This window comes from Candidatus Poriferisodalis sp. (genome assembly GCF_965219595.1).
GTDB lineage: Bacteria > Actinomycetota > Acidimicrobiia > Acidimicrobiales > Poriferisodalaceae > Poriferisodalis.
In genome coordinates this window covers 2,244,611-2,267,346 of the sequence record NZ_OZ244781.1, presented here as the reverse complement: position 1 = coordinate 2,267,346, position 22,736 = coordinate 2,244,611, and the positions used below count along the sequence as shown (strand labels likewise).

The 22,736-nt window shown below is 68.2% G+C and carries 19 protein-coding genes and 1 pseudogene; 5 read left to right on the top strand and 15 right to left on the bottom strand.

The annotated features are described in order from the left end of the window. Positions 1-50: 50 nt before the first annotated feature. From ACOQPE_RS10110 to ACOQPE_RS10095, 4 genes are all read left to right on the top strand, one after another. Complete coding sequence (locus tag ACOQPE_RS10110) at positions 51-1,676, top strand: long-chain fatty acid--CoA ligase (RefSeq protein WP_420608787.1); 1,626 nt, start codon at positions 51-53, stop codon at positions 1,674-1,676. 7 nt (positions 1,677-1,683) lie between these two features. Further along, positions 1,684-2,418, top strand: coding sequence for a transcriptional regulator (locus tag ACOQPE_RS10105; protein WP_420608786.1), 735 nt, complete (start codon positions 1,684-1,686; stop codon positions 2,416-2,418). 71 nt (positions 2,419-2,489) lie between these two features. Beyond that, positions 2,490-3,374, top strand: coding sequence for a 4-hydroxy-tetrahydrodipicolinate synthase (gene dapA, locus ACOQPE_RS10100; protein WP_420608785.1), 885 nt, complete (start codon positions 2,490-2,492; stop codon positions 3,372-3,374). Beyond that, positions 3,371-5,176 (top strand): ribonuclease J, encoded by a 1,806-nt coding sequence (locus ACOQPE_RS10095; protein ID WP_420608784.1) that lies wholly within the window; start codon positions 3,371-3,373, stop codon positions 5,174-5,176. Before dapA ends, ACOQPE_RS10095 begins: the two co-directional genes overlap by 4 nt. Positions 5,177-5,215: 39 nt before the next feature. Here ACOQPE_RS10095 and ACOQPE_RS10090 read toward each other — a convergent pair whose 3' ends face one another. The 8 genes from ACOQPE_RS10090 to infB all read right to left on the bottom strand — a co-directional run bounded on the left by ACOQPE_RS10090 (position 5,216) and on the right by infB (position 14,771). Further along, positions 5,216-6,394, bottom strand: a complete 1,179-nt coding sequence (locus ACOQPE_RS10090) for a sulfite oxidase (protein WP_420608783.1) — start codon at positions 6,392-6,394, stop codon at positions 5,216-5,218. A gap of 71 nt (positions 6,395-6,465) precedes the next feature. Beyond that, entirely contained in the window at positions 6,466-7,233 is a 768-nt protein-coding gene (dapB, locus tag ACOQPE_RS10085) for a 4-hydroxy-tetrahydrodipicolinate reductase (protein WP_420611385.1), read from the bottom strand. 82 nt (positions 7,234-7,315) lie between these two features. After that, complete coding sequence (locus ACOQPE_RS10080) at positions 7,316-9,838, bottom strand: polyribonucleotide nucleotidyltransferase (RefSeq protein ID WP_420608782.1); 2,523 nt, start codon at positions 9,836-9,838, stop codon at positions 7,316-7,318. 32 nt (positions 9,839-9,870) lie between these two features. Next, positions 9,871-10,143 (bottom strand): 30S ribosomal protein S15, encoded by a 273-nt coding sequence (gene rpsO / locus ACOQPE_RS10075; protein WP_323673084.1) that lies wholly within the window; start codon positions 10,141-10,143, stop codon positions 9,871-9,873. A 185-nt stretch (positions 10,144-10,328) separates the two neighbouring features. Beyond that, the gene (locus ACOQPE_RS10070) at positions 10,329-11,273 is read right to left on the bottom strand and encodes a bifunctional riboflavin kinase/FAD synthetase (RefSeq protein WP_420608781.1); all 945 of its coding nucleotides are present in this window, start codon (positions 11,271-11,273) and stop codon (positions 10,329-10,331) included. A 37-nt stretch (positions 11,274-11,310) separates the two neighbouring features. Beyond that, complete coding sequence (truB, locus tag ACOQPE_RS10065; protein ID WP_420608780.1) at positions 11,311-12,174, bottom strand: tRNA pseudouridine(55) synthase TruB; 864 nt, start codon at positions 12,172-12,174, stop codon at positions 11,311-11,313. A gap of 5 nt (positions 12,175-12,179) precedes the next feature. Continuing rightward, positions 12,180-12,542, bottom strand: coding sequence for a ribosome-binding factor A (locus tag ACOQPE_RS10060; RefSeq protein WP_420608779.1), 363 nt, complete (start codon positions 12,540-12,542; stop codon positions 12,180-12,182). A 48-nt stretch (positions 12,543-12,590) separates the two neighbouring features. Then, the gene (infB, locus tag ACOQPE_RS10055; protein ID WP_420611384.1) at positions 12,591-14,771 is read right to left on the bottom strand and encodes a translation initiation factor IF-2; all 2,181 of its coding nucleotides are present in this window, start codon (positions 14,769-14,771) and stop codon (positions 12,591-12,593) included. Positions 14,772-14,916: 145 nt separating this feature from the next. On the opposite strand from infB, the gene ACOQPE_RS10050 reads away from it, so the two are divergent. Beyond that, positions 14,917-15,063: a hypothetical protein gene (locus ACOQPE_RS10050; protein WP_420611416.1), complete on the top strand. Its 147-nt coding sequence runs from the start codon at positions 14,917-14,919 to the stop codon at positions 15,061-15,063. A gap of 278 nt (positions 15,064-15,341) precedes the next feature. Here ACOQPE_RS10050 and ACOQPE_RS10045 read toward each other — a convergent pair. The 7 genes and pseudogenes from ACOQPE_RS10045 to ACOQPE_RS10015 all read right to left on the bottom strand — a co-directional run. After that, positions 15,342-15,479, bottom strand: a pseudogene (locus tag ACOQPE_RS10045) (translation initiation factor IF-2 N-terminal domain-containing protein); the annotation flags it as partial. 99 nt (positions 15,480-15,578) lie between these two features. After that, positions 15,579-16,838, bottom strand: a complete 1,260-nt coding sequence (nusA, locus tag ACOQPE_RS10040) for a transcription termination factor NusA (protein WP_420608778.1) — start codon at positions 16,836-16,838, stop codon at positions 15,579-15,581. Further along, on the bottom strand, positions 16,835-17,509 hold the full coding sequence (rimP, locus tag ACOQPE_RS10035; protein WP_420608777.1) for a ribosome maturation factor RimP: 675 nt from the start codon (positions 17,507-17,509) through the stop codon (positions 16,835-16,837). The genes nusA and rimP overlap by 4 nt, the downstream gene beginning before the upstream one ends. A 149-nt stretch (positions 17,510-17,658) precedes the next feature. Next, positions 17,659-18,870, bottom strand: coding sequence for a flavodoxin-dependent (E)-4-hydroxy-3-methylbut-2-enyl-diphosphate synthase (ispG, locus tag ACOQPE_RS10030; protein WP_419915012.1), 1,212 nt, complete (start codon positions 18,868-18,870; stop codon positions 17,659-17,661). Positions 18,871-18,883: 13 nt separating this feature from the next. After that, entirely contained in the window at positions 18,884-20,125 is a 1,242-nt protein-coding gene (locus ACOQPE_RS10025; RefSeq protein WP_420608776.1) for a M50 family metallopeptidase, read from the bottom strand. Beyond that, positions 20,122-21,276: a 1-deoxy-D-xylulose-5-phosphate reductoisomerase gene (gene dxr / locus ACOQPE_RS10020; protein ID WP_420608775.1), complete on the bottom strand. Its 1,155-nt coding sequence runs from the start codon at positions 21,274-21,276 to the stop codon at positions 20,122-20,124. The genes ACOQPE_RS10025 and dxr overlap by 4 nt, the downstream gene beginning before the upstream one ends. Before the next feature lie 4 nt (positions 21,277-21,280). Continuing rightward, complete coding sequence (locus ACOQPE_RS10015; RefSeq protein ID WP_420608774.1) at positions 21,281-22,720, bottom strand: phosphatidate cytidylyltransferase; 1,440 nt, start codon at positions 22,718-22,720, stop codon at positions 21,281-21,283. Positions 22,721-22,736 lie beyond the last annotated feature (16 nt).

Sequence of the window (22,736 nt, the reverse complement as noted above, 5' to 3'; positions counted from 1 at the left end):
GCCGGCACGCCCTTCGAGGCGACGCCCCATGCCCTCTAGCCTGCGGCGTCATGGAATCGACGATGATGGACGTGCCGCTCACCTTGGACCCGCTGTTCGAACGCGCCGAGACGCTGTTCGCGGACAAGGAGTTGGTGACTGCCACCGCAACCGGCATCGAGCGCACGAACTACGGGCGCTGGGCTGAGCGGACTCGGCTGCTCGGCGGTGCACTCGACGATCTCGGCGTTTCCGCGGATGGCCGCGTAGCCACATTTGCGTGGAACACCGACCGCCATCTCGAGCTGTACTTCGCTGCGCCCTGCTCGGGCCGGGTGCTGCACACCCTCAATATCCGGCTGTTCGCCGAGCAGGTCACCTACATCGCGAATCACGCAGAGGACGAGGTGATCTTCGCCGACCGTTCGCTGCTGCCCCTGCTGTGGCCGCTGGTGGACGAGATGACCACGGTCCGCCACGTCGTCGTGATGGACGACTCGGGCAGCAGCACCGGACCCGAGATTCCCGACGATCCGCGCATCGTCGACTACGAAGAGCTGCTGGAGGCCGCGTCGCCGGCGGGGTTCCGCGTCGCCGACGAACGCCAAGCGGCATCCATGTGCTACACGAGCGGCACTACCGGCGAGCCCAAGGGCGTGGTGTACAGCCACCGCTCCACCTACCTCCACACCCTCGCGGCGATGCTCGTCGACTCGGCCGGAGTGTGCGAAAGCGATGTGGTCATGCCGGTGGTGCCGATGTTCCACGCCAACAGCTGGGGGCTGAGCCATGCGGCGGTGGCCGCCGGGGCCAAGCTCGTCAACCCCGGCCCCAACCTGGCGCCCAAGCCGCTGGCGGAACTGATCGAGACTGAGCGGGTCACGCTCGCCGCCGGGGTTCCCACGATCTGGATGGGCGTGCTGGGCGAGCTGGAAGGGCGCGACGTGTCCAGCCTGCGAGCCATCCCCTGCGGCGGCTCGGCGGTGCCCAAGGCGCTCTCTGAGGGGTACCGGGAGGCGGTGGGGCTGCCGATCCTGCAGGCGTGGGGCATGACCGAGACCAGCCCGCTGTGCTCGATCGCGCATATCCGCTCCGGACAGCAGGGCCTCGACGACGATGCCAAGGCCGACCTGCGCACCACCGTCGGCACGATCCTGCCGACCGTGGAGTTCCGCATCTGCGAGCCCGACACCACCAATGAGCTGCCCCGGGACGGCGAGTCGTCCGGCGAGCTGCACGTACGCGGCCCCTATGTAACCGGCTCGTATTACAACCGGCCCGACGCCGCAGACTCATTCACCGAGGACGGCTGGCTTCGCACTGGCGACGTGGCCACCTGCGACCCAAACGGCTACATCCGTCTCGTGGACCGCACCAAGGATCTCATCAAGTCCGGCGGCGAGTGGATCAGCTCGGCCGAGGTGGAGAACGAGATCATGAGCCACCCCAAGGTGGCAGAGGCCGCGGTAGTCGCTGTTGCCTCCGACCGCTGGATGGAGCGGCCAATGGCCTGCGTGGTGCCGGTCGAGGGGGAAACGATCACCCACGACGAGCTCATCGAGTACCTCACGCCGCGGATGGCGAAGTGGTGGCTGCCGAGCGCAACCCAGATCATCGACGAGGTCCCGAAGACCTCGACCGGCAAGTTCTCCAAGAAGACGCTGCGGGATCGCTTCGCCGATCTCGTGGTGGAGTGAGCCGGGCGTGAGCACCCCGCACCGCTCCGAGTCTGATGCGAGCGGTCCACACCGCTCCGAGTCTGATGCGAGCGGTCCACACCGCTCCGAACCGCGCCTGCTCGTTTGGCTGGCCCTGCGCTTGAAGGGCCTGGGCGAGATCGATGACGTCGCTGCGATCCACGGGCTCGAGCCCGACGACACCGAGTGGCTGCTGGCGGAGCTGGACGCTGCCGGGCACTGTATGTTCCGCGAGGTCGGCGGGGTGCCGAAGTTCATCCTCACCCCAACCGGCCGCGACGACGGCGAGACCGCGCTGGCCGCTGAGCTGGATGCGGCCGGTGCCCGCGACGCCGTCACGGCGGCCTACCGGGACTTCCTGGCACTGAACCCCAAGATGCTGCAGCTGTGCACCGACTGGCAGGTGCTTCCCGAAGATCACCCGGCTGTGGCTGACGCGGGTCCCGGCGACGGCGGGCGGCTCAATGACCACGGTGATCCGGATTACGACGCGGCCATCATCAGCCGGCTGGACGACCTGCATGGCGAACTTGGCGGGGTGCTCGACCAGCTCTGCAGCGTGATGGCCCGCTACGACAACTACGCGTCCAGGTTCGCCGAGGCGCTCAGCCGGCTGCAGGACGGCGAGCTGGACTACCTCACCAAGCCGATGATGCCCAGCTACCACACGGTGTGGTTCGAGCTGCACGAGGATCTGCTGGCAACCCTCGGCATCAACCGCGCCGACGAGGGCAGCGTCTGAGGTGGTTACGGCGTCCGCGCGCAGGAAAATCAAGACCAGCGTTGTCAGGGCGCAGCAGTAGTCTCGGAGCCATGAGCGCGCGATTCGGACGAGTGGTTCCGGCGATGGTGACGCCCTTCGCGGCAGATGGATCGCTGGACGTGGATGCTGGGGTGACACTGGCACGCTGGCTCGTCGGCGAGGGCGCCGAGGGCCTCGTGATCACCGGCACGACCGGTGAGGCACCCACCATTACCGACGAGGAAGATTGGGAGCTGTGGCGCGCCGTAGCGGAGGCCGTCACGGTGCCGGTTGTGGCCGGCACCAGCACGAACGACACGGCGCATTCGGTGAGCCAGACCCGCAAGGCCGCCGAGCTGGGCGTGGACGGCATCCTGGCCGTCACGCCGTACTACAACCGGCCCTCCCAATCCGGCATCGCAGCGCACTTCGCCGCCGTTGCCGAGTCCACCGACCTGCCGATCATCATGTACGACATCCCGATCCGCACGGGGCGCAAGATCAACACGCCGACGCTGCTGGAGCTGGCGCAGATCCCGAACATCGTGGCGGTGAAAGATGCTGCAGCGAATCCGGGTGAAACCGCGAAGGTCATCGCTGAAGCACCGGAGGGCTTCGAGGTGTATAGCGGCGACGACACCTTCACGCTGCCGCTGCTGGCTGTCGGCGCTGTAGGCGTGATCAGCGTGGCGGCGCACTGGAGCATTCCCGAGCACGTGGCGATGTTCGATGCCTGGGATGCCGGCGACGCCACCAAGGCCCGCGAGATCAACGCCGCTCTGCTGGAGAGCTACGACTTCGAGACCGGCGACGAGGCACCCAATCCAGTGCCCACCAAGGCCATGCTGCGCACGCTGGGACTGCCGGTCGGCGAGCCGCGCCTGCCCATGGGCCCGACGCCCGACGGTCTGGAGGACCGCGCCCGAGAGGTCTACGCCCGTCTGAAGCAGACTTGAGCCGCCGCAAGCGCCGCTCCCCTGCCGAGGGCCCGCCCGCCGGGTCTGACGGCCGCAACGACCGCGCACGGTCACAACGAAGCAGCCGCGCGCGCCGAACACGGCAAGCGCCTGCGCACAGCGCCAAGGGTGGCGGCGACAGCGGCAGCGTCACTGTCACGTTTCTGGGCGGGCTCGGCGACGTCGGGCGCAACTGCACCGTGGTCGAGCAGAGCGGCAAGCTTCTCGTCATCGATTTCGGGGTGATGTTTCCTGACCCGGCGATCATGCCGGGCGTCCAGCACGTGCTGCCCGACATGGGCTGGCTCAACTCGCGTGCCCGCGACATCGTCGGACTGGTGGTCACCCACGGCCACGAGGACCACCTCGGCGGCGTGCCCCACTTCCTGCGCAGCATCGAGGTTCCTCTGTACGGGTCGGCCCTGTCTATGGCGCTCGCCGAGCACAAGGTGACCGAGGCACGCTTGGCAGACCGCACGTCGTTCCATGTCATCGGCGACGGCGAGCGCCGCAAGATCGGCCCGTTCGATGTCGAAGCACTGCCGATCACCCACTCGGTGCCCCAGAGCCTGTGCATCGTGCTGCACACGCCGGTCGGCGCACTGGTGCACACGGGCGACTTCAAGATCGACCCCTCTCCGGTGGATGGTCGGCTGACCGACCTAGAGCGCCTGCGGGGGCTGGGCGACGAGGGCATCGCCCTGCTGATGGCCGATTCCACCAACGCCGACCGGCCGGGCCGCAGCGCGTCGGAGACCGAGATCGGCGCAACGCTGCGGCGGCTGTTCAGCGAGCGCCCGGACCGGCGACTGATCGTGAGCTGCTTCGCCAGCCACCTGCACCGGGTCCAGCAGATCTGCGACGCCGCCATATCCGAAGGCCGCGTGGTGGTCCCGGTAGGTCGTTCGATGGTGAACAACGTCCGCATCGCACGCCAGCTCGGCGTGCTCGATGTTCCAGACCGTGCGCTGTTCGGTGTCGAGCAGCTCGACCGCTTCAATCCCGACGAAGTCTGCATCGTCTGCACGGGCAGCCAGGGCGAGCCGGGCGCGGCACTGTCGCAGATCGCCGGCGGAGCGCACTCCGAGGTGACGACCGGAGCCGACGACACGGTGATCCTGTCGAGCCATCCGATCCCGGGCAACGAGCGAGCCGTGTTCCGCATGGTGTCCCGCCTGGCGCGACAGGGTGCCGAAGTGATCCACGACGGGCACGAGTTGGTGCACACGTCCGGGCACGCTCAGCGCGACGAGCTGAGCGAACTGCACCAGGCGTGTCGCCCGCGCTGGTTCGTGCCGATCGAGGGCGAGTTCCACATGCTGGCCCGCCATGCCGGACTTGCCCGTGAGGTGGGGATGAAGGCCAAGCGGGTGCTGACGCTGACCGACGGCGCCCAGATCACGCTCAAGGGCAACGAACTTCAGGTCCGTGCCGGCGTTCCCGCGCCGTACCACTACGTGGACGGGACGCTCGACGATCCCGACACTGAGGTCATTGGCGAACGCTTGGCCCTGACGGCAGGATTCGTGCACGTGACCGTGGTGCTGGACCGCAAGGGTCGTCTGGCAGCAGCACCCGACATCGCCTCGCGAGGCTGGCTCGACGTCGCCAAGCACGCCGATGTCGTCAAGGCCCTCTCCGACGAGATCGCCCAAGCCGTCGAACAGGCCGTCAAGGGGTCACGGCCAAGCCCTGACACCGACGAGATCGAGCGTGTCACCCGCCGCGCCACCGGCCGCTTCGTCGGCAACCGCACCCGTCGCCGCCCCGCCATCTCCGCCACCGTGATCCCCCTCGCCTGAGGAGCAGCTGGGGCCGGGCGCGGGCGCGCCTCGCCAAGGTCACACGACGTGGATGGGGTGTGGCACTGGTTGGTTGAAGAGGTAGCCCTTGCGGTTGTGGGGGACCTTTTTGGGCTGGGTGTTGCTGGCGGTATCGGTGGCTCGGGTCATCACGGTGTGGCGGCCCGCGGGCGCATCCCAGGTGAACTCGAATCGGGCCCAGCCGAGGCGCGACTGCGGGCCGACGAGCTGGGCTTCACGCCACGATTGGCCCGAATCGTCGCTCCATTCCACTGCGGCGATCCTGCCCGCCGGTGAATGCGCGTAGCCGCCGATGCGGTGCTCGCCGGCGTCGAGTTCGGCCGGCCACGGCAGCGCTAGCGCGCTCTTGATGGTCTGGGTGGTCGCTACCTTGCCGTCGGCTTGGCCCTCGGGCGGGTAGGCATCGCCGATCAGCACGTAGGACGTGGTGTTGTTTCGCGCCCACTGCTGATCTGTCGAGACCACGATTTGGCGCAGCCACTTAATGCTTGTGCTGCCCACCCAGCCCGGGACGAGCGCCCGGAGCGGGTAGCCGTGGTCGCGTGGCAGCGTGGCGCCGTTCATGCCATGCACCAGCAGCGTGTCGGGGTCCATCGCCTTGGCCACCGGGATCACACGGCGAAAACCCGCCTCGGGTGAGTCGACATCCATGCCGATCAGCATCACGCTGACGGCGTCGTCGCTGACGCCCGCCTCGCGCAGCACGTCTGCGAGCGGCACGCCGGTCCAGGTCGCATTGCCGACAGCACCGGTGCCCCACTGCGTGCCCTCGGCCGCCTGGCCGTTGACCAGGTCGAACATGGCCCGGTGGTTCCCGGCGCATTCGAGGTACGCCTCCAGCGTTCGGCTCTCCATGGCGAGCACGTCGTCATAGGCCAGCTCAAGCGCCGTGGGCACGGCGTCGCCGGTGATGCTCAGTGACCAGCCATCGACATCGACATCGAGGCTGACCGAATTGTTCCGCACGAAGAAGAACCGCTCCGGCGTGATCAGTCCGTCCATGTTCTCGAGACGGGCTTCGAGACCTGCGGTACCGCGCACGATGAACGGCGCCGGATCCTTGAACCATGGCGCCGTCCCGACGGCCGGGGCCGTCGACGCCGGAGTCTCCAGCGGAACCCGGGTGCCCGTGCATGCGGCCAGCACGGCCGATGCCCCGCCGGCCGACAGCAGCCAGAGGAACCGGCGCCGGCTCATCCCCCGCTCGTGGGCAAACTCCCAGAGCGGTCGAGGTTGCGCGGCCCCGGTCACCATTGGCCCCGCACGAACTAGAGCTGCAGGTACGTATCGAGGCCGATCGTGACGCCGGGGTACTCGCCGATGGACTTGCAGGCGAGCAGCACACCCGGCATGAACGACACCCGGTCCAGACTGTCGTGGCGGATGGTGAGCGTCTCGCCGGCCGTGCCCAGCAGCACCTGCTGGTGCGCCACCAGCCCCCGCAGCCGGACGGAGTGAACCGGAATGCCGCCGGGGCCCTTGCCGCCGCGCGCGCCCGGCACCACCTCGTCACGGGTGGGATCTGGCCCCCAGTCATCGGAGGCCTCTGCCATCGCACGCACGGTCTGCATGGCGGTTCCAGAGGGCGCATCGACCTTGTTGTCGTGATGAAGCTCGATCACTTCGGCCGTCGGGAAGAACGGAGCGGCGAGCTCGGCAAAGCGCATCATGAGCACCGCACCGATGGCGAAGTTCGGGGCGATGAGGCAATTGCTGGCGGTGAACGCAGCCCGGCACCTCTCGTAATCGTCGGGATCGAGGCCGCTCGTGCCGACAACGGCATGCACGCCGTTCTCCGCGCACCATGCCAAGTTGTCGCGGGCTGCAGCGGCAACCGTGAAATCGACAGCCACGTCGACGGCCGCCGCGTCGACATCGGCGACCGATGCGACGATGTTGATGCTGTCGGTGACGTCTCGCTGGCCCGGCGCACCGGGATCCACACCGGCCGCCAACTCCAGGTCGTCGTCAGCGGCAACCGCCTCGCAGACGGTTGCGCCCATACGCCCGCCCGCGCCGAACACCAGCACTCTCACGGTGGTCACGCTAGTAGCGCGTCAGAACGCCCCGTTGTGTGCGAGCAGGACGCAGTACGGGCCCGCCCGCTGGTTGAGCCGCTCAGCGGCGGCCGCGGCGCCGGCCTGATCCCCGTCCGGACTGCTCGAGCTCAGGCCCGAGGTCGCCGTAGACGTCCTTCGCGATCTGCTCGAAATGCTCACCGAACGAGACGTCCTCACGGGCAGTGCCGCTCGGTGCCGATGCAACGCCGCCCTCGTCGTCGCCGTCGGCAGCAGATGCATCTGCACCATCGCCTGCCGTCACCGCGGCGGCCACCGGCGTGCGGGACCGGCGTGTGCCATTGCCGCTGCCGCCCCTGTCGCGGTCGCGGCCACGCTCACGCCGCGGCGGCGCGCCGTCGTCGGCCCCGTCGGCATCGCCCTCGGAGCCGCCGACCTGGGTCGGATCGGCCGGCGAGAGGCTGATCTTGCCGTTGGGGTCGATCTCCTCGACGATCACGCTGACCACGTCACCGAGCTCGAGCACCTCCTCGACCGAGTTCAGCCGCCGGCGGCCACCCAGCTTGGAGATGTGCAGCAAGCCGTCGGTGCCGGGCAGCACGTTCACAAAGGCACCGAACTTGGTGATGTTGACCACGCGGCCCTCGTAGGTGGCGCCCACGTCGGGCGTCGGCGGGTTGACGATGAGCCGGATCTGCCGCTCGGCCTCTTCAACGACCTCACGGTCGGTAGCGCCGATGCTGACCGTGCCCACGGTGCCGTCGTCGTCGACGTTGATGTCGGCGCCGGTCTCTTCCTGGATGGAGTTGATGACCTTGCCCCGCGGTCCGATGACCTCGGCGATCTTGTCGATCGGGATCTCGAAGCTGGTGATCTTCGGTGCCGTCTCGCCCACGTCGGGCCTCGGCTCGGCGATCGCGGCTCGCATGACCTTGAGGATCTGCAGGCGAGCCTGCCGAGCCTGTTGCAGCGCCTGGGCGAGCACCTCGGCGGGAATGCCGTCGATCTTGGTGTCGAGCTGGAGCGCCGTGATGGCGTCTTCGGTGCCGGCGACCTTGAAGTCCATGTCGCCGAAGGCGTCTTCGGCACCCAGGATGTCGGTGAGCGTCACGTACTTGCCGTCGGCATACACCAGGCCCATCGCCACGCCGGCGACGTGGTCCACGATCGGCACGCCAGCATCCATCAGCGACAGCGATGATGCGCACACCGACCCCATCGAGGTGGATCCGTTGGAAGTGAGTACGTCGGACACCAGCCGGATCGCGTACGGGAAGTCTTCTTTGGACGGAATGACCGGAAAGATCGCTCGCTCGGCGAGTGCGCCGTGGCCGATCTCACGCCGCTTCGGGCCCCGCATGAAACCGGCTTCGCCGGTGGAGAAAGGCGGGAAGTTGTAGTGGTGCATGAACCGGCGCCGGTCCTGAGGATTCAGGGTGTCGACGATCTGCTCCATCCGGGACATCGCCAAGGTGGTGACGTTCAGCACCTGGGTCTCGCCGCGCTGGAACAGGCCCGATCCGTGAGCGGTGCGGCCGAGGTAACCCGCGACTGACGAGAGCGGCCGGACCTGATCTGTGGCGCGTCCATCGATACGGAAGCCGTCGGCCACGATGCGCTCGCGCACGATCTCTTTCGACAGCGACCTGACGGCCTCACGAATTTGATCCTTGGCGCCGTCGAGATCGGCGAACTCTGCGGCGACCTCGTCGACCACGGCGCTGCTGGTCTCAGACTGTGCCGCCTCGCGGTCAGCCTTGTCGGCGATCGCCATCACCTCACGCATGCGGTCGGTGGCAACTTCGCGGACGCGATCGAGCACCTCGTCGGAGTAGTCCTTGCTGGACGTGTACTCCATCACCGAGATCGGCCCGGATTGCTCCTCGACCAGCCGGCGCAGCGACTTCTGCATCTCGATGATGTCGTCGATCCATTGCTTGGAGGCTTCGAGACCGCTCGCAAGCACGTCCTCGGTGACCTTCGGCGCGCCCTCGGCGTAGTACTCGAAGGCCTTCTCGGTGCCACCGGCCTCCACCATCATCACGGCGATGTCGCCGCTGTCGAGCTGGCGACCGGCCACCACCATCTCGAACGTGGCGGCCTCGGACTCTTCGTGGGTAGCGAAGGGGATCCACTCGCCGTCGGTGGAGTAGGCGATCCGCACGCCGGCGATCGGGCAGTCGAACGGGATGCCGCTCAGCCACAGGGCGGCCGACGCGCCGTTCAGCGCCACCAGGTCGTACGGGTTGACATGGTCGGCGCCGAGGATCGTGCCCACAATGTGGGTGTCGTGGCGGTAGTCGCCCGGGAAGTTCGGCCGCAGCGGGCGGTCGATCAGCCGGCACGTGAGGATCGCATCGTCGGACGCACGCCCCTCTCGCCGGAAGAACGAGCCGGGAATCCGGCCCACTGCGTACATGCGCTCCTCGATGTCGACGGTGAGCGGGAAGAACGATGCGCCGTCGCGTGGACGGCTCGACGCTGTTGCGGTGACGAGCACTTGCGTGTCGCCGATGCGGGACGTGACCGCCCCGTTTGCGAGCCCGGCAAGCACGCCGGTCTCGAAGGTGATGGTCTTGTCGGTGCCCGCGATGGGACCGGTGACCGAAATGGCTTCAGCCATGTCTGCTCCTGTTGTGGGGTGGGGATCGGTGGTCAGCGCCGGAGGCCGAGCTTTGCGATCAAAGCCCGGTACCGCTCGACGTCGTTGGCGTTCAGGTAGTCGAGCAACCTGCGCCGACGTCCGACGAGCTTCAGCAGCCCTCGGCGGCTGTGGTGATCCTTGTGGTGGGTCTGGAGGTGTTCGGTGAGGTGGTCAATTCGGGCGCTCAATTGAGCGACCTGCACCTCTGGCGATCCGGTATCGGCCTCGGAATGGCGATGTTCGTCGATCACCGAGGCCGCTGGACTTGATCTCTTGGCACTCATGCCGTTGCTGTATTCCCTCTGTGTTGCCGTCGCACGGCCGATGGGAGGCCTGCTGCGACGAACTGGCCGGACAACCCGGCCGTTGTCTTCTGTCTCTTGTCAGCCGTGCAGGCTACCAGCAGAACTGCGGTGCACCCGCTGGGGAGGCGGCGAGACCCCCAGCTATGGCATCAGTGCCAGGCGAGTCAGGTGTGCAGGCACTTTGCGGCGTCTTCGATGTCTCGGCGAAGCTGAGCCTTCAGTTCGTCAACGCCGTCGAAGCGGCGCTCGGGCCGCAGCCTGCGGACGAAGCGGACCTTGGCCGTCTCGTCGTAGAGATCGCCGCGGAAGCCGATCAGGTGCGCCTCGATGAGCGAGCGCTCTGCGAACTCGTAGAACGTCGGACGGCGGCCGATGTTGACAGCCGCCGGGTATTGGGCGCCATCAGGGCGTACGTACCAGGCGGCATAGACACCGTCGGCAGGAATCTGCAGGTCGGGAGTGGTGGGCAGGTTGGCGGTGGGCACGCCGATCTGGCGGCCGCGGCGGTCGCCGAGCGTGACGATGCCACGGACTTCGAACGGTCGCCCGAGCAGCCGGTGGGCCCGCTCCACATCACCCGCAGCCAGCGCTTCACGGATCGACGTGGACGAGATCACGTCGCCGTCGCCGGTCATCTGCTTCACCAGCGGGAGCCCGACTACTTCGTAGCCGTAGGTGGCGCCGACCTGGCGGAGCGTCTCGATATTGCCCCGGCGTCCCTTGCCGAAATGGAAGTCGGCACCGACCACAACAGCCCGTGCTGACAGGCATCTGACGAGTATCTCCTGTGCGAACTGCTCGGCAGGCACCGCCGCCTGCGCTTCGTCGAAGGTGACCACCAGCGTGAAGTCGACGCCGGTCTCGGCCAGCAGTTCGAGCTTGTGGTCGAGGTCGCACAGCAGCAGCGGGGCGGATTCCGGTCGCACCACCGTGGCGGGATGACGGTCGAATGTCACGACCGCCGTCGCGCATCCCCGTTCCGCTGCGAGGCGATGCATCTCCGAGATCACGGTCCGGTGTCCACGGTGGACGCCGTCGTACTCCCCCACGGTCACGACGCTGCCGTGCTCGAGCACCGGGCACCAGTCCAAGTCGCGGATGACCTCCATGCGCGCAACGCTACTCAGAGGCCGGTCCGCGCACGCTCTACGACGGCAGGACCGTCGCCCGCAGGCGGCCGTCAGCGCGCTCGTGTACCGCGACGAGCCGACCGTCGGGATCGACGAGCGTCCACGGACCTGAGCCTTCGTAGCGATCAGCGGCCAGATGAGCGCCTTGGCGAGCGTTGGCGGCGTCATAGTCGGACAGACGGATCTGGAGCAGGTCACGAACCAGCTCGCCGGGCGGTCGCAGCGCCGCCTGTTCGGGGAGCTCGGCCTCGGCCAGCGAGAACGAGCCGCTGCGCGTCCGCCGGAGCGCTCGAATGTGAGCCCCGCCGCCCAGCGCACTCCCCAGGTCGGCGCCGAGCGTGCGGACGTAGGTGCCGGCGGAACAGTCGACCGACGCCCGGTACACCAGCGGATCGTCGGTGGGCTCCACATCGAATCGGTAGACCTCGACCTGGCGCGGTACGCGTGCTGCAGCTTCACCCGACCGGGCGATCTCGTGCAGGCGGCGACCGCCGACACGGACGGCAGACACCATCGGCGGCAGCTGGGAGATCGTGCCGACGAAACCCGAAGCCGCGTCGGCAACCTCCGCCGATTCGAGATCCATGCACCAGGTCGCGACGATCGCGCCGGCAGCATCGAGCGTGCTGGTCTCGACCCCGAACACGATCTCGCACTCATAGCTCTTGCGGCCTGCGGTGGCGAATCGCAGCAGGCGCGTGGCACTGCCGATGCCGACCACCAAGACGCCCGTTGCGGTCGGGTCGAGCGTGCCGGCGTGGCCGATGCGCCGCTCGCCGAATCGGCGGCGCAGCAGGGCCACTACGTCGTGCGAGGTGGGTCCCGGCGGCTTGTCGACGATGACGCTGCCATGAACGGTGGCCGGACGGCGTCGCGCCATGCCGTTCAGGATTCCTCGTCGCGCAGGTCGGACAGATCGGCCAGCAGGTCTTCAATCCGCTCGGCAGCAACAGCGCCCCGGTCACGGCGGAAGCGAAGCGTAGGAGTGCGTCGCAGGCTGGTGCTCGCACCCAGAGCCCTCTGGAGACGGTGATGGTGCTCATCGAACGCCGCAGCGGCCCTGTCTGCAGCATCGTCGTCGCGCACGTCGTAGTGCACGACGGCGACGCTCAGCTCACGATCGACATCCACACCGGCGATCACGATGCCCTCGAACGACTCGTCGAGCCGTTCCATCTCCGATGCCACAATGCCGCGCACGAGCTGGGCAACCCGATCGGTCCGCTCGTATCCGTGCGCAGTCGGCATCGTGCGCCGCCGACGGCGGGAGCGACTGGCCATCGGGCGGGTGCGCCGTCAGGCGACGCGGGCGATCTCGCGCTCGGTGTACGTCTCGATCACATCGCCCTCTTTCAGATCAGAGAAGTCAGAGAGACCGATACCGCACTCCATGCCCGCGGACACCTCAGCGACGTCGTCCTGGAAGTGCCGCAGCGAGGAAACCGCGCCCTTCCAGATGATCGTGCCGTCACGCAGGAACCTGACCTTGGCGCCGCTGCGCACGTTGCCGTGCTCCACGACGCAGCCGGCCACAGGTCCCACGCCCGAGATGCGAAAGACCTGACGCACCTGTGCCTCGCCCACCACGATCTCCTCGAATTCCGGCTCGAGCAAGCCGACCATGGCGTTCTGCACATCGGAAATGAGGTCGTAGATGATCTCGTAGAGCCGGACTTCGACGTCCTCGGTCTCGGCCGTCTGGCGGGCGTTGCGGTCGGGACGCACGTTGAAGCCGATGATCGTGGCTTCCGATGCGGCTGCAAGCTGCACGTCGTTCTCGTTGATGCCGCCGACACCGCGGCTCACAAAGGACAGCTTGACGTCTTCGCGCTCGAGCTTGCGCAGGCTGTCGGTGACTGCCTCGAGCGAGCCGTGGACATCCGCCTTGAGCACCAGGTTGAGGGTGGCCGTCTCGCCGGCCTGCACCTGCTTGAAGATGTCCTCCAGACGGGCTCCACCTCCGCTTCCGCCGGCGGTGCCGGCCAGGCTGGCCTGGCGCTGCCAGTGCTCGCGGGTCTCCGCCACCTTGCCCGCAGTCTTCTCGTCGGGTGCCACGACGAACAGGTCGCCCGAGCGCGCCACCTCGCCGAGACCGAGCACTTCCACGGGCATGGACGGACCCGCCTCGCTGAGCGGGGCGCCGCGATCATCAGTCATGGCACGCACGCGGCCCCACGCGGCGCCGGCGACCATCGGCTCGCCGATGCGCAGCGTGCCGCGCTGCACCAGCACCGTCGCAACCGGGCCGCGGCCGCGGTCGAGATGGGCCTCGAGCACGATGCCCACCGCACGCCCTGACGCGGGGGCCGTGAGCTCCTCGAGCTCGGCGACGAGCAGGATCTGATCCAGCAGCTCGTCGATGCCCTCACCCGTCATCGCCGACATGGGCACGGTGATCACCTCGCCGCCGTACGACTCGGGTACCAGGCCCCGCTCGGCGAGCTGGGCTCGCACCCGATCGGCGTCAGCACCGGGCCGGTCCATCTTGTTGATGGCCACAATGATCGGCACGTCGGCCGCCTGCGCGTGGTCAATGGCTTCGGCCGTCTGCGGCATGACGCCGTCATCGGCGGCCACCACCAGCACGACGACATCGGTGGCCTGCGCTCCCCTGGCGCGCATCGCCGTGAAGGCCTCATGGCCGGGCGTGTCGATGAACGTGATCCGGTGATCGCTGCGCGTGGTCTGGTACGCACCGATGTGCTGCGTGATGCCGCCCGCCTCGCCCTCGACGACGTTCGAGGAACGGATGCGATCCAGCAGCAGCGTCTTGCCGTGGTCGACGTGGCCCATGACCGTCACCACGGGCGGCCGGATCTGAGCGCCCTCGTCAACGAGGTCGACTTCGAGTGCCCGCAGCAGCTCCTCTTCCTGCTCCGCGCCGGGTTCGGTGATGCGCACTTCGGCGCCGAGCTCGGCAGCGAAGAGCTCGATCATGTCATCGCTGAGCGACTGGGTGGCCGTCACCATCTCGCCCTGCTGCAGCAGGAATCGCACGATGTCGGCGGCCGAGCGATTCAGGCGGGCGGCCACTTCTTGAGCCGTCGATCCGCGTTCGATGACGATCTCACCTTCGGGAACGGGCGCATCTACCGGCGTGTAGGCGGTGAGCTGCTGAGGCTGCAGTTCCTCGCGCTGGCGACGACGGCGGCGGCGAGGCCGGCCTCGTGGACCGCCTCGCGGTGCTCCCCGCGGACCTCCCGGACGAGCACCGCCGGGGGGTCCGCCCGGACGGCCTCCGGGGGGCGGCGGCGCCCCAGCGTGAGCGCGCCCGCCGCCTGGCCCGCCTCCGTGCGGACGGTCACCGCCGCCCGCGGGACGCCGGAACCCGCCGGGGGGACCGGAGCGGTATGGGGCCCCGCTGCGTGCTGATGTGCGGGGAGGACCCGGCGGCGGTGGAATCGGCTTGCCAGATCCCGAACGAGGTGCTGCGGGCGGGGGCGGGATCGGCCGGCCGTCGGCAGACTTCGGCGGCACCGGCAGACGAGAAGGAGGCGGCGGCAGTGCAGAGCCGGCCGCTTCGTCCGGCGCCGGCCTCGACGGCGCGGTTGGTTCCTCCGCGCGCGCTGCCGGACGCCCGGATGGAGGCAGAATCGGCCGCGCGGATTCTTGGCCGCTTGAGGTGACCAGCCGCCGTGGTGGCGGTACCGGTGGCGGGGCACCCGCAGACGGCAGCGTGCTCGGCGGCGGCGGGGTGCCAGACGGCGGCATGTCGGGCGGAGCGCTCGGTGCCTTCGGCGGAGCCGACTCGGCCGCAGCAGCAGGTTGAGCTTCTGTCTGGGGGGATGCTTCTGCGGCTGGCGCGGCCGCGGGTGCCGGTGGCGCGGCCTCGGAGGCCGGTGCAGTTTGCGCAGCCGGCCTCGACTCAGCCGGAGCCTTGCGAGCAGGGCGGGTTGCCGGCGGCGACTGCTGTGCCTCCGCCGAGTCGTCACGTGGGGTTGCGCGCGAGGTCGCGGCGGCAGCCTTCGCCGGCGATTTCCGAGCCTTGCGTGCCTCAGGCGGCGGCTCGTCACGAATCAGTCCTTCACGCGCGGCCTTGCGCCGGACGCGGTCAGCCTGAGCGTCCTCCATGCTGGACGAGTGCGTCTTCACACCGATGCCCAACGACTCGCATACGTCGAGCACCTCGGTGAGCGTCATGCCCAGCTCTTTGGAGAGCTCGTGAACGCGGACTTTCTTCGGCAAGCGGTCGGTCTTTCTGTCGGAAGATCTGTCGAGAGTTGACGGGGCGCCCGGCGGGGCTCAGGGAACGAAACGGGGACGCGACGAGACGGGCCATCGGCCTCAAGGCGCCGTCGAGTCCGATGGAAGCGTACTGGGGTCGGTGTGAGCCTCTGCAGGGGCCTCGGCCACAGCATCGTCGGCCGGCACAGCGTTGCTGGTCTGCACAGTCTCACTGGTCTGCGCAGCGTCGCCTGCTTCGTCGCCGTCCTGATGCTCGGTGACGGCTTCGGACCACTGGCCCGCCGTGATGGCTTCGCTGCCGTCGGCGGGAACCCAGGTCTGCTCGCCGGTATCAGGGTTCGTGACCCATTCCCCCTCTGCCCACTCCTCTCCCGAGTAGCCGGCTTCCTCCTCGGCAATCTGGGTCTCGCTCTTGATGTCAATGCGCCAGCCGGTCAGCCGGGCCGCCAAGCGCGCGTTCTGACCCTCGCGGCCGATCGCCAGCGACAGCTGGTGATCGGGTACGACCACCTCGGCAACACCCTCTTCGGAATGAAAGCGAACTTCCCGCACCCGGGCCGGGGACAGCGCCTTCGCCACGAAGTCATGGAGGTCGTCGGAGAACGGGACGATGTCGATCTTCTCGCCTCGCAGCTCGTTCACGACCTGACGCACCCGGCTGCCGCGGGCACCCACGCACGCACCGACTGGATCAATGTTGGGGTCATTCGACCAGACGGCGATCTTGGTGCGGTGGCCGGGCTCGCGCGCACAGGCCTTCAATTCGACGACGCCATCGGAGATCTCGGGGACTTCCAGCTTGAACAGCTCGCGGATCAGTCCTGGATGCGTGCGCGACACGACGATCTGCGGACCCTTGGCGGTCTTGCGCACCTCCACGATGTACGCCTTGAGGCGGCTGTTGGGCTCTGGCCGCTCGTAGGGAACCTGCTCGGACTGGGGCAGCAGCGCCTCCACACGTCCCAAATCGAGCAACGTGTAACGGGCATCGTTCTGCTGGATGATGCCGGTGACGATGTCGCCCTCGCGCCCCGCGTATTCGTCGTACTTCATGTCGCGTTCGACTTCGCGGATGCGCTGGTTCAGGACCTGCCGAACGGTCTGGGCCACGATCCTGCCCAAGTCGTGGGGCGTGTCATCCCATTCGCGCACAACGTTGCCCAGTTCATCGACTTCTTGGGCGTACACCGTGATGTTGAACGACTCGTCGATGATGACGTAGGCCTGCTCGGCGGCACCCTCGCGGCGCTTGTAGGCCGATTCGAGACCGTTCGCGACCGCCTCGAGCAAGACCTCGGTGGTCATGCCCTTCTCGGCAGCGAGTGCTTGGAGCGCTTCCATGATCTCCGGGCTGTTCATCGTCCCTGCCTTCCTCGGCCCTTGTTCGGCGGTGAGCCCCATTCGAATGTCGTGCGGGCTTTGGCGATGTCACTGAACGGCACCGACAGCGTCTGACCAGCTCCCGGCTGGATCTGTTGCTCCGCGGCGGCATTGCCGGAAATCTCCTCGATGCGGATCGAAACCGCGGATCGGTCGGCTTCCAAGATCTCGCCGACGATGCGCCGGCGCAGCGGTCCGCTCGTGCGAATGACTGCTCGCTCGCCGATCGCACCTGCAAAGTGCTCTGGACGCCGCAGGCTGCGCTCGAGCCCGGGGCTGGACACTTCGAGCACGTAGCGGCCGTCGATCAGGTCAGCGGCATCGAGTGCGGCGGACAGCCTGCGGCTGAGCTTGGTCAGCGCTTCAACGCCGATAGCGCCGCCCTCCGATGCCGTGGCCAGCACCACGAGCGTGCCGCCTCGCCATTGAACGTCGTAGAGGGCACAGCCGGTCTCGGCGGCGATCGGCTCGGCGAGTGCGGTGAGCTGCGAAGGGTCGACGGCAGATGAGGTGTGCACCGGGGCGCGCGAGGCCGCAGCGGTGTCAGTCATCGCAACCTCCCTGTCCGCGTCGCCCCAGCCGACCTCGGGGCTGTGCCTGCGGTACCAGCCCTTGCGGCCGAGCCGCAAGGACCCGACCCACAAGAACATGGCGCAGAGCCCTGGTCCGACCGAAACTGTCCTGAAAGTACGACGCTACCAAGGCGTTCAGAAGGTTCCCGACCGCGATGTGGCCCGATCATGCCGATCGTCACCCACGACTCACCGGCAGCGGCGGCTCGATCTACTGGTTGGGAGGCCTAGCGGCGCCGTATGAGGGCGACGCGCTGGGCGGCCTGATTGACGTCGTCGCCCTGCTCGCTGACGAGCGCGGCGCGGTCGGCTTCGGCGGCTGCCGCTGCGCCGGCCTCCGCCCGCGACAGCGCCGCCTCGACGCCGTCGGCAGCGACGATCTCAGCCCAACTCACCAGCGCCGCGACCATCTCGTCCTCAGGCACCACAGACACAACCTGGCCCTTCACAAACAAGTGACCGCGGGATCGGCCCGCGGCAATCCCCAGGTCGGCACTGCGTGCCTCACCCGGTCCATTCACCACGCAGCCCATCACGGCAACTTGCACGGGCAGGTCAAGGTCACGGAACGCTTCTTGCGCCTCCTGGGCTACCGAGATCACGTCGACTTCGGCGCGGCCGCACGACGGGCAGGCAATGAGATCGGTGCCCGAACGTTCCCGCAGTCCCAGCGCCTGGAGCAACTGCTGGCCAGCGGTGGCCTCCTGGACGGGGTCGGCGGTGAGGCTGTAGCGGATGGTGTCGCCGATGCCCTCGTTGAGCAACGTCGCGATGCCCGCAGTCGCCTTCACCAAGCCGGCAGGCGGTGGGCCGGCTTCGGTGACGCCGAGATGCAGGGGGAAATCGACCTCGTCGGCGAGCATCCGGTACGACTCCACCATCAGGGTCACATCGCTGGCCTTGACCGAGATCTTGACGTCGTCGAACCCCACCTCCTCGAAGTAGCCGAGCTCCCGCTTGGCCGACTCGACCAGCGCGGCAGGCGTCATGCCGAAGCGCGATTCGATATCGGGATCGAGGGAGCCGCCATTGACGCCGATGCGGATCGGCACGCCGCGATCGCGGGCCTCCGTCGCCACAGCGCGGATCTGGTCGGGCTTGCGGATATTGCCCGGATTCAGCCGCAAGCACGCCACTCCGGCGTCGAGCGCGGCGAGCGCGAGCCGGTACTGGAAGTGAACGTCGGCCACAAGGGGCACGGGCGAACGCGGAACGATCTGCGCGAGCGCCTCGACGGCCGCTATGTCGTTGGCTGTGCAGCGCACGATGTCGGCGCCCGCACCGGCCAGCGCGTAGACCTGCGCCAGCGTGCCGTCGACATCGGACGTCTTGGTGGTGGTCATCGACTGCACCGAAATGGGTGCCCCGCCCCCGACCGCGACCGAGCCGACATGCACTTGGCGGGTGTGCCGTCGGGCGTAACTGGCAGACGTACTCATGGCACGGAAGGTTTCACAGATCGATCGGGTTGGCGATGTCGAGGTAGAGCAAGCCGATGGCCAGCAGCGCGAGCGCAGTCACCACCACGGCGACAACGGGAGCCAACGCCCGTGGATCGCTGAAGTACCGGTCGCGCCCACCGCGTTCCCGCCAGCGCTCATAGGTAGCTATCGCCACATGGCCGCCGTCGAACGGCGGCACCGGCACCATGTTGAACACGCCGAGGAACACGTTGACCATGGCGAACATCAGCGCTCGCTCGGACCACCCCCAGGAGGTGTCCGAAGCCAAGTCCACGATGCCGAAGACCCCCAACGGCCGCGTGCCCAGGTCGTCGTTCGCCGAGGGATCACCAGGCGGCGACACAATCCGGTCGATCACGACGCCGAAGTTCACAAACAGCGACCAGATTCCACGCACTGAATCGACCATCGCCCGCCCGACGTCGGCGAACGCGCGGGCCGTCGCTGTGGGCAGTCCGGCCGTCTCGTAGGTGACCGCCTGGCTGGCACGAACGCCCAGCAGGCCCCGTCCCGTCTCCGGGTCTGCCGCCAGCGTCGCCTCGGTGGCAAGGAGCGTGCCGTCCCGCTCGATCTCCAGCAGCACGGATTCGCCTGGCCGCGCCTGCACCTGCGATACGAAGGCGTTCCAATCCTCAGTGACGACACCGTTCACACCCACAATGCGGTCGCCCACCTCGATGCCAGCCGTGCCGGCCGGAAGCGTCACGCCGTCCCGCTGGCTCATCACCTCGGCAACCTGCCAGCGGTTCTCCTCGAGAGCGGGTGCGCCGAGCGCTGCATGCAACACCACGTAGGCGACCAGCGCCATCACCAGGTGCATCAGTGAACCGGCACACACGACAAGCAGCCGGCGGGGATAGCTCTTGACGCGGTAGGCCCGGTGCTCGTCACCGGGCTCCACCACATCGCTGCTCGACATGCCGATCACGCGTACATAGGCCCCGAGCGGCAGGGCGCGCAGACCGTAGGTGGTTTCGCCGCGGCGGAAGCTCCACAGCCGCGGACCGAAGCCCAAGAAGAAGTCGGTGACCTTCATGCCCACTGCACGTGCGGCCGCGTAGTGGCCGAACTCGTGCATGAACAACACGCCTGCGAGCACCGTCGCAGCGCCGACGGCGAACGGGTAGCCCCATGCCAGCAGCGCCAACACCACAAGCGCTGCGATGCCGCCGACGGTGCGGGCGACGGAGCTGGGCGTCGGCGCCTGCGGTTCGTCGGTGTGGCCCCTCATGCGCGGATGCCCATCACCGCAGCAGCCGCAGAGCGGCGGCCCCCGCGATCCGCAGCGATGACCGCGTCGACGCTGTCCGCAGCGGCGCCATCGTGATCCTGCATCGCATTCGAGATCACACGCTCGATTTCGTGCCAGCGCAGCTGCCCGGCCAGGAATGCACTGACGGCATGCTCGTTGGCGCCGTTCAGCCACGCGGGTGCGGTGCCGCCTTCTCGGCCTGCGTCGTACGCCAGGCGCAGGCAGCCGAAGGTCTCGGTGTCGGGCAGTTCGAAGTCGAGGCGACCGACCGTCGACCAGTCGACAGCGCCGAACGGCGTCCCGATGCGTTCGGGATAGGCCAGGGCATAGCCGATCGGCAGGCGCATGTCCGGCAGGGAGAGCTGCGCGACGGTGCTGCCGTCGGCGAAAGTCACCATCGAGTGAACCACCGACTGCGGCTGGATGACCACCTCGATCCCGTCGTAGTCGATCCCGAACAGCTCGTGTGCCTCGATGACCTCGAGGCCCTTGTTCATGAGGGTCGAGGAGTCGACCGTGATCTTCGGCCCCATTGACCACGTGGGGTGCGCCAAGGCGTCCGCGGTGGTCACCTCGCGCAGTTCGGCGGCGGTGCGCCCGCGGAACGGTCCGCCGCTGCCGGTGAGAATCAGCCGCTCCGGCGGTGCCGACTGGCCGGCGAGGCACTGATGCAGGGCACTGTGCTCGCTGTCGACCGGGATGAGCTCGGCGCCGGGCACTGCGCGCAAGGGCTGCACCAGCGGTCCCGCGGCGATCAGGCTTTCCTTGTTCGCCAGCGCGAGGCGCCGCCCGGCCCGAAGCGCGGCCAGAGTGACACCCAGGCCCGCGAAGCCCACCACGCCATTCACCACGACATCGGCCGTACCCGCGAGATCAGCGAACGCGTCGGCACCGGCCAGAACCTCGACGCCGGCGGGCAGCACGGCACGCAGCTCCGGCTCCAGCCCAGCATCGCCGATGGCGACTGCTGCGGGCGCGAACTCGGTGGCTTGGGCCGCAAGTTCGCTCACGGAGCTGTTCGCCGCAAGAGCGACTGCCCGGAACCGGTCCGGCTCGGCGCGCATGACCTCCAGCGTCTGGGTGCCGATCGAACCCGTCGAGCCGAGCACCGCGACGGTCGTCGCGCCCATGGGCCTAGCCGGCGACGAATGTGCCGACGAAGTACGCCGCCGGCAAGGAAAAGAGCAGCGCGTCGAAGCGATCGAAGACACCGCCGTGACCGGGCAGCAGGCTGCCCATGTCCTTGATCGCCACATCGCGCTTGACCATCGACTGCGTCAGGTCGCCCAATGGTGCTGCAAGTGCGACGGCGAGGCTCAGCCACAGGGCGTCCAGCAAGCCGCCGGTCCACGGGAACACGCCAGGGAAGCGATTCAGCACGAGCGTGGTGATCACCACCGAAAGCACGATGCCCCCGATGAGACCCTCGTGCGTCTTGCTCGGACTGATCCGCGCCGCGAGTCGGCTCTGGCCGGTCGTTCGACCGACGACATAGCCACCGACGTCGTACACCACCGTCCCGATCACGGCGGCGATCAGCATCGAGTCGCCGTTCGGCTCGCGCAGGATCAGCGCAGCGAATGATCCCAAGCCGCCAATCCACAGCAGACCGAGTGCCGTAATGGCCATATTCGCGGTGGGATGGTCTCGCTCGACGCCGAACAGGAACCAGCAGAGGATGGTCACCGCTGCAACGGCCAGCACGATCGGATACGCCTCGACACCACGCAGGTGCACAGCGACGGTCAAGCCTGCGACGCCCGCAAGACCTGCCAGCGTTGCCGGACGGTAGCCCAGCGGCCGGGCGGCCCGGTAGAACTCTGCTGCGGCCAGCACCAGCACGATCGCAACGAGCGCCACGGTGGCTGCTTCGCCCAGCCGCAGCGCGCCGAAGAACAGCGCTGCCAGCACGGCGCCCACCGCAATGGCAGCCGGCAGGTTGCGACCGGTGCCGCCGGAGTCTGCAGGGGCATTGTGCAAGACGGTCCGGGCTTCGTCGCTCATGACACCACGCTCCTCATAGTCCTGGTTCCCCTCGCGCCAGTGCGATGCAGACGCATCGAGCTGAGCCCATTGAGCGAAGCGGTCAGTTTCGGATGGTGCGGCACCAGCCTCCGACGGTACTTCGGCAGCGGTCGGGGCCGCGGCGACAGGCGCTGGATCGTCTGCGGACGGCGCGGCAGTCTCAGCGGCGGGCGCCACCGGCATGTCGGCTGGCGTCGGAGGAGCATCAGCAGGCGGGATCGGCGGCGGGGTCGTCTCATCGGGCGAATCGAACAGCGGTTCAAGGTTCTCTGCAGCAGGTGCCTCGGGTTCGGGGGCGGCTGGAGTCTCACCGGCCAGACGCGGGTCGTCGGGAAGTTGGGGGAACAGGCGCGAGCCCCCGCGGCGCTCTGGCTCCGTGGCCGTCACTTCGGGTTCCGCGGGCGGCACAGCCGTCTCATCCGACGCAGGAGCGTCGTCGGAATCGAAGTTCACCAGCGGCCGGGTCGCGCCCAGCGGATCGCCAGCATCCGCCGGATCGCTGGGATCGGAACCGGAGCGGGCCGGCGGATGCGCGCTGCTTTCGGACATCTACCTTCACACCTGC

Excerpts from the sequence above, each read along its gene's own strand:
- ACOQPE_RS10110 (WP_420608787.1), top strand. The coding sequence starts at position 51 with ATGGAATCGACGATGATGGACGTGCCGCTCACCTTGGACCCGCTGTTC.
- dapA (WP_420608785.1), top strand. The coding sequence starts at position 2,490 with ATGAGCGCGCGATTCGGACGAGTGGTTCCGGCGATGGTGACGCCCTTC.
- ACOQPE_RS10090 (WP_420608783.1), bottom strand. The coding sequence starts at position 6,394 with ATGAGCCGGCGCCGGTTCCTCTGGCTGCTGTCGGCCGGCGGGGCATCG.
- ACOQPE_RS10080 (WP_420608782.1), bottom strand. The coding sequence starts at position 9,838 with ATGGCTGAAGCCATTTCGGTCACCGGTCCCATCGCGGGCACCGACAAG.
- rpsO (WP_323673084.1), bottom strand. The coding sequence starts at position 10,143 with ATGAGTGCCAAGAGATCAAGTCCAGCGGCCTCGGTGATCGACGAACAT.
- ACOQPE_RS10070 (WP_420608781.1), bottom strand. The coding sequence starts at position 11,273 with ATGGAGGTCATCCGCGACTTGGACTGGTGCCCGGTGCTCGAGCACGGC.
- truB (WP_420608780.1), bottom strand. The coding sequence starts at position 12,174 with ATGGCGCGACGCCGTCCGGCCACCGTTCATGGCAGCGTCATCGTCGAC.
- ACOQPE_RS10060 (WP_420608779.1), bottom strand. The coding sequence starts at position 12,542 with ATGCCGACTGCGCACGGATACGAGCGGACCGATCGGGTTGCCCAGCTC.
- nusA (WP_420608778.1), bottom strand. The coding sequence starts at position 16,838 with ATGAACAGCCCGGAGATCATGGAAGCGCTCCAAGCACTCGCTGCCGAG.
- rimP (WP_420608777.1), bottom strand. The coding sequence starts at position 17,509 with ATGTTCTTGTGGGTCGGGTCCTTGCGGCTCGGCCGCAAGGGCTGGTAC.
- ispG (WP_419915012.1), bottom strand. The coding sequence starts at position 18,870 with ATGAGTACGTCTGCCAGTTACGCCCGACGGCACACCCGCCAAGTGCAT.
- ACOQPE_RS10025 (WP_420608776.1), bottom strand. The coding sequence starts at position 20,125 with ATGAGGGGCCACACCGACGAACCGCAGGCGCCGACGCCCAGCTCCGTC.
- dxr (WP_420608775.1), bottom strand. The coding sequence starts at position 21,276 with ATGGGCGCGACGACCGTCGCGGTGCTCGGCTCGACGGGTTCGATCGGC.
- ACOQPE_RS10015 (WP_420608774.1), bottom strand. The coding sequence starts at position 22,720 with ATGTCCGAAAGCAGCGCGCATCCGCCGGCCCGCTCCGGTTCCGATCCC.